The 6,128-nt window shown below is 47.2% G+C and carries 7 protein-coding genes; 2 read left to right on the top strand and 5 right to left on the bottom strand.

What is annotated here, in order from left to right; genetic code table 11:
- Positions 1-94 precede the first annotated feature (94 nt).
- Genes waaF through F8H35_RS00440 form a run of 5 tightly spaced genes read right to left on the bottom strand, consistent with a single transcriptional unit; the run spans position 95 to position 3,272 of the window.
- A complete protein-coding gene (waaF, locus tag F8H35_RS00460) occupies positions 95-1,087 on the bottom strand; it encodes a lipopolysaccharide heptosyltransferase II (RefSeq protein WP_472571611.1) in 993 nt (330 codons plus the stop codon).
- An 8-nt stretch (positions 1,088-1,095) separates the two neighbouring features.
- A complete protein-coding gene (locus tag F8H35_RS00455) occupies positions 1,096-2,055 on the bottom strand; it encodes a magnesium transporter CorA family protein (RefSeq protein ID WP_472571610.1) in 960 nt (319 codons plus the stop codon).
- Positions 2,055-2,576, bottom strand: coding sequence for a ferredoxin domain-containing protein (locus F8H35_RS00450; protein WP_472571609.1), 522 nt, complete (start codon positions 2,574-2,576; stop codon positions 2,055-2,057). Before F8H35_RS00450 ends, F8H35_RS00455 begins: the two co-directional genes overlap by 1 nt.
- Entirely contained in the window at positions 2,576-2,776 is a 201-nt protein-coding gene (locus F8H35_RS00445) for a hypothetical protein (RefSeq protein WP_472571608.1), read from the bottom strand. Before F8H35_RS00445 ends, F8H35_RS00450 begins: the two co-directional genes overlap by 1 nt.
- A gap of 46 nt (positions 2,777-2,822) precedes the next feature.
- A complete protein-coding gene (locus F8H35_RS00440; RefSeq protein WP_472571607.1) occupies positions 2,823-3,272 on the bottom strand; it encodes a DUF1931 family protein in 450 nt (149 codons plus the stop codon).
- A 100-nt stretch (positions 3,273-3,372) separates the two neighbouring features.
- Here F8H35_RS00440 and purL point away from each other — a divergent pair, with 100 nt between their 5' ends.
- Entirely contained in the window at positions 3,373-5,598 is a 2,226-nt protein-coding gene (gene purL / locus F8H35_RS00435; RefSeq protein ID WP_472571606.1) for a phosphoribosylformylglycinamidine synthase subunit PurL, read from the top strand.
- A partial coding sequence (locus F8H35_RS00430; RefSeq protein ID WP_472571605.1) for a hypothetical protein occupies positions 5,582-6,128 on the top strand: 547 nt, incomplete at its 3' end. The genes purL and F8H35_RS00430, both read left to right, overlap by 17 nt.

Genomic DNA, 6,128 nt, shown 5'->3' with positions numbered 1-6,128 from the left:
CTGGTTTACAGGCTGGGTGTCAAGTGGAGTTACTCTAACGTTCATTTAACTGCCTCCCGTATCGGTTGTTTAGGTGAGGGAAATATACCAACTTTTAAGTGGCCGATAAAAGTTTATCAGCTTTTTCAATAACCATCTCCGGCTTCAGGTCAGCCATACACCTAAAGTGCTTCTCTGGGCAGCTCTTTTTGCCGTGAAGGCCACAGGGGCGGCACTTTAAACCCTGAAGCTCAACAATTTCTCCCTTACCGTAGGGGAAGAAGCCGAACTCCGGAACTGTTGCTCCGTAGATCTCAACAACGGGAGTTTTAACAGAGACTGCAACGTGGACTGGAGAGGAGTCGTTTGAGATTACAAGCTCTGCTCCCTTTATAACAGAGAAGAACTCCCTTAAACTCGTTTTCCCGCAGAGGTTCTTTGCAGTTTTCCCTGAAGTTTCATAGGCCTTTTGGCAGTAAGAGAAGTCCGACTTTGAGCCAACTATAACGGTTTCGTAGCCCTTACTTGAGTAGTGTTTTATTACTTCTCCGTAGTATTCGGGGAGCCAGGCCTTTGTAGGCCACACAGAGCCGGGGGCAAATACGATGTAAGGTTTTTTCAGGCTGAACTTGTGCAAGGTAAACTCTACTTCTTCCGGTTTTAGGGGGAGCTCCGGCTCCCTATCGTAAACAACTGTAAACTCTTCTTCTAAAGGTTTCAGGAGAGAGAGGTTCCTCTCAACCTCGTGGAGCCTTTTTTCAAAGCGGTGGGGAACTGTATCTGTGTATAGGAAGGAGAAACCTGCCCTGTCAAAACCGATTCTTTTTGGAATCCTTGAGAGGAAAAGGGTAATTGAGGCCCTGTGGGAGCGGTGGGGAGATATGGCAACGTCAAAGGAGTATTCCCTTAAGAGCTTTGACAGTGAAAAGGGTGAGGGCTTTGAAACGGGAATCGGTTTTATAAAGTCAAAACCTTTAAAAACTTCTTCAAAACCTCTCCTTAGAACTAAATGGACTTCACAGTTAAAGGTTTTGTGGATGGACTTAAGGAGCGGGGAAGTGAGGATAAGGTCTCCAAGGAAAGCCGTTTGATAGACGAGGACTTTCAACTCTCTCCCTAAATCCAGTTTTTCCGCCTGAAGTAGTATAGAAGTCCTAAACTGAGAAAGAGCATGAAGAAAGATATGACGAGTATCCCGTATGGCTTTGAGGCCAGCGGAAGGTTCTCAACGTTCATTCCGTAGTAAGAGGAGATAAACATAATGGGCTCAAGGACGGCAACAAAAATTGTCAGGGTTTTCATTATGTCGTTGAGCTTGAAGTTAACAAGGGACGAGAAGACGTTTAAAACGTTCTGGATGAACTCGTGTAAGGTTTCTGCCCTATCGTAGAGGATACTTATCTCGTCTAAGAGGTCTCTGAAGTAGTGGATGTTCTCGGGGTTTGCAAACCTACCGGAGAACGACATGGCAAACTTGTAGGCATCTCTAATCTGTTTGAGAGCTCTCCTTAAAGTGAGTATCTCGTAGGAGAGGTCTGAGATGTCCTCAAGGAGCTCCGGGCTCTGCTCCTTAAAGACCTTTGCTTCTATCTCGTCTGCCTGGTCTTCCAAAAGGTCTGTAACGTATTTGAACTTATCGGTTATGAGGGATGAGATTATCCAGACTATCTTCTCAACGCCCTCTCCAAAGGGCTCCTCCTCAAGCATTAGCTCCTTTTTGGCCTCCTCAAAGAGGCGCCTGCTTCCAACTGTTAAAACGAAGTCCTTTCCCCAGAAGAGGCAGAGCTTCTTCTGACGGCTTATCCCGCCGTCAAAGTAGATGAGGAGCATAAAGAGGTAGTTCTCAAAGTGCTCCGCCTTTGAGCGGGCTTCAGATTTACAGTCCTCAAGAGAGAGCTCGTTTATATCAAACTCCTCTGAGAGGAGCTCCTCAACAGACTCATCTAAACGCCTGAAGTGTATCCACAGGGGTTTCTTCTTCAGAATGCTCCTGTTCTCAATAAGGGACGAAACGGGAGTTGTTACCGTTGTTAGCGTTTCCCCCGACGGAACAACTATCCAGGCGACGTTTTCCATTAAAACTTCCTGTCAAAGAATATGTTTTTCCCGGAAACTGAAAGGGGTATTCCGTAGCCGAGTTTTATTTTACCCGGAACGAAACCGCCAACGATGGCAGCCTTTCCGAAGGAGAACATAATTCTGTTGTCCATGTTATTTTCTGAAGCCAGTTTTACTGCTGAACCTATTGCTATTCCCAAATCTCCAACAGCGTAGGCACAGTAGGCTCCGGCAGCCATAGACTTTTCGCAGTTCTCAAACCCACAGAAACCGCAGAAAGGGACGCCTCTGGGTTTAACCTCCGTTCCTATGAAAACTACCAAAAGGGAATCTCTGACGTTTTTCGCATCTCTAACGAAAAAGGCAAGGTTTTTCTCTTTTCCTATCTTCTCCATAAGGTCGGCTACGGCGTTTTTCTCCTCTCCCTCAAAGATTTTGGTATAGAGAAGGTTTACCCCCTTTCCCTTTGGAGCTGTTATTGCGCTGCAGCACATAAGCTCTGCAACGGTTTTTACTGCGCTGTAATAGGGAAAGTCCATCACTCCTCCAGAGCTCCCTCAAGCTCCTTTAGTGCCTTTTCAGGGTCTAACCTGTGGGCTCTGAAAACCTCTTCAAGGGTTTCGTCCTTAAAGCCCTCGCAGTAGATACACTCCTCAACCAGCTCGTAGAGTTTGTCTTTCAGCTGGGGGAACTTCTCTAAACACTCCCTTAAGGTCATCTGAAGGTTTGGCTTTTCCAAGTCTCCTCCTTTAACGGTGGTAGTGGGGGGGAGCTCCCCCCGAAAACTACATTGTAAGGTCTAAGATTCTTCCTGCTCTCTCAATATCCTCGCTTGAAGGCTGCCTGCAGGCCGGGTCAACCTCTTTCATAGTCCTTGCAAGGATGTAGAGGAGAGTTCCGACGATTTCAGGAAGCTTCTTCTCAAGCTCAGCCTCTAACGGATACTTGAGGGGCGGCTTTGTTGCGAGGAAGTCAAGAACGTCCTGAAGAGGGAGCTCCTCTTCAAGCTCTCTGAACTTCTGCATAGACTCCAAGAATCCCTTTGTAAGAGGAACGTCGCACTCCCAGATAACTTCTCTGTTATTGTACTTGGCGTTCCTCTCCCCTATCAGGAGAAGGTCGTAGAGTTTCTTCTCTACAATGTCTGTAATCTCTTTGGCCTTGTTCTTGTCAATGTCAAGGCCGGCAGCTTTCCTCATAAGGGCTTCAAGTTTGGCAAATCCTACTACTGCCATTTCTCCCTCCTGCACGTTTTTTTCTCGTGGCAAATTTAAGTTTGTGGGCGGTTAAATTCAACGTATAATACGTTATCACAACTGTTTCAGGGAGCAATTAATGGACAGGAGAGTTATAGAACAGCACGTTACGTGGGAAGAGTATCAGAAGATAGTGGAGCTCCTTGGAAGGGAGCCCAACTTGGTTGAGCTCGGAATTTTCTCTGCGATGTGGTCTGAACACTGTTCCTACAAGTCTTCCCGCCCTCACCTTAAGAAATTTCCAACTGAAGCCCCCTGGGTCGTTCAGGGGCCTGGAGAGAACGCAGGGATAATAATGGTAGACGAGGAAACTGAAACCTGCGTGGCCTTTAAGGTTGAGTCCCACAACCACCCGTCCTACATAGAGCCCTTTAACGGTGCGGCAACGGGAGTTGGGGGAATATTAAGAGACGTTTTCACTATGGGAGCAAGGCCGATTGCCTGCATGGACTCTCTGAGGTTTGGGGAGCTCCACGACCCCAAGATGAGATACGTAACAAAGGGAGTTGTTTCTGGAATAAGCCACTACGGGAACTGTGTTGGGGTTCCAACGGTTGGCGGAGAGGTCTACTTTGACTCCTGCTACCAGACCAACCCCCTTGTAAACGCCTTTGCACTTGGAGTTGTTAAGAAGGACAAGATTTTCTACGCAAGGGCTGCAGGAGTTGGAAACCCGGTCATCTACGTTGGGGCAAAAACGGGAAGGGACGGAATCCACGGAGCAACGATGGCCTCTGAGGAGTTCTCATCTGAGGAAGAGGTTGAGAAGAAGGTAAACGTTCAGGTTGGAGACCCATTCATGGAGAAACTCCTCATTGAGGCCTGTCTGGAAGCGATGGAGAAGGAGGGAATCGTCGCTATTCAGGATATGGGAGCTGCAGGTTTAACATCATCTTCCGTTGAGATGGCCTCCCGGGGAGGAGTTGGAGTTGTTCTCTACTTAGATAAGGTTCCCACCCGTGAAGAGGGGATGACTCCCTACGAGATTATGCTCTCTGAGTCTCAGGAGAGAATGTTAGTAGTCTGTGAAAAGGGTAAAGAAGAAGAGATAATGGACGTTTTCAGGAAGTGGGGGCTTGACGCAACGGTGATAGGTGAGGTTATTGAGGAGCCGGTTCTGAAACTTTTCTGGCACGGTGAGGTTGTGGCGGAGCTCCCCATAAAAGCCCTCACAGACGAAGCTCCCGTCTACTACAGGCCATTTAGAGTTCCTAAATACATCTTAGAGAACAAAAAATACGACCCAAACACACTTCCTGAACCTGAAGACTACAACAAAGTCGTTAGAAAACTCCTCTCCTCTCCAACAATTGCAAGCAAGCGGTGGATATGGGAGCAGTACGACCACATGGTTCAGATAAACACTGTAGTTTACCCTGGCTCAGACGCAGCGGTTTTAAGGATTAAAGGAACAGGGAAGGGAATTGCCATAAGCAGCGACTGTAACTCCCGTTACTGCTACCTGAACCCATATGAAGGTGGAAAGATAGCCGTTGCAGAGGCGGCGAGGAACGTTGCCTGCTCCGGAGCCGTTCCAAGGGCAATAACAGACTGTTTAAACTTTGGAAGCCCTGAAGACCCTGAAATAATGTGGCAGTTTGTAAAGGCAACAGACGGAATGGCAGACGCCTGCAAAGTCCTTGAAACTCCCGTGGTCAGCGGGAACGTGAGCTTCTACAACGAGACAAAGACAGACGAGGGCAAAAGAGCTGTATTCCCAACCCCAACAGTTGTCTGCGTTGGCGTTCTTGAAAACGTTGAGAAGAGAATGACCTCTTTCTTCAAAGATGAGGGAGACGTAATTGTTCTTTTAGGTGAAAACACAGGAAACATCTCCGGCTCGGAGTATCAGAAGCTCCAGATAGGGGAGTTTAGAGGAACGGGGCAAACGATTGACCTAAGGTTTGAGAAAACTCTTCAGGAAGCGATTGTTGAGGCAATACAGAGAGGCTTAATCAAACACGCCCACGACGTCTCTGAAGGGGGGCTGGCGGTCAACCTGTTTGAGTCCTCTTTTGAGAAGGAGTTGGGATTCGAGGTTGAGCTTGACGATAACATAAGGAGCGATTTTCTACTCTTCGGGGAAGACCAGAGCAGGATTGTAGTTTCAGTTTCTCCAGAGAGGGTTGATGAAGTCCTTGATTTCTTTGAGAAGAGAACCGTTCCTGCAAAGGTCATAGGAAAGATCAGGGGAGACAGGGGAGTTATCAAACACAGAGGTAAAGAGCTCGTTAACATCCTTGTTAAAGAGGCAAAGGAAATCTACGAAACGGCTTTAGAGAAGGAGCTTGGACTACAGGGTTAACTCTCCTTTTGAGAAACTTCAGCTCATCTACAAGGTCGGCCGGCTCTCCTTCTCCGCCGGCCTCTTAGTTCTTTTACTCTCCATTTACTCAATCAACAGAACAATCATTGATAAATACTCTCTCGTTGTTCTTGCCGTTTACTCAGTTGTAAGCACGGTTCTTTTTATAACAGGAAAGAGAGCTCTCCTGTTTGAGTTCTTGTTAGACGAGCTCTTTTTATTCCTGTTGGTAATAAAAGGCGCTTTTTCCTACGGCTTTTTCTCCCTGTTTCTTCTCTTCCCCATTCTCTTCTCATCCCTCTTTTTGAACCGGAAACAGAGCCTATCAGCACTCATAGTAGCTCTGTTTCTCCAGCTTATCTACTTTGCCTTTAACACGGGGGGTTTCAGCCTTGAAAACTTGATACAGTTCTTCCTGAACGGAACGGGGCTGATTCTCATATCTATCTTAGGGCAGAAGATAAAGGAGAAATTAGAAAGCCAGGAGAACTACCTATCGGAGCTTGAGAAACTTCAGGAAGAGACGGCCT

The sequence above is a fragment of the Thermovibrio sp. genome, from assembly GCA_015488335.1.
GTDB lineage: Bacteria > Aquificota > Aquificia > Desulfurobacteriales > Desulfurobacteriaceae > Balnearium.
This window is presented reverse-complemented; position numbering and strand designations above follow the sequence as displayed.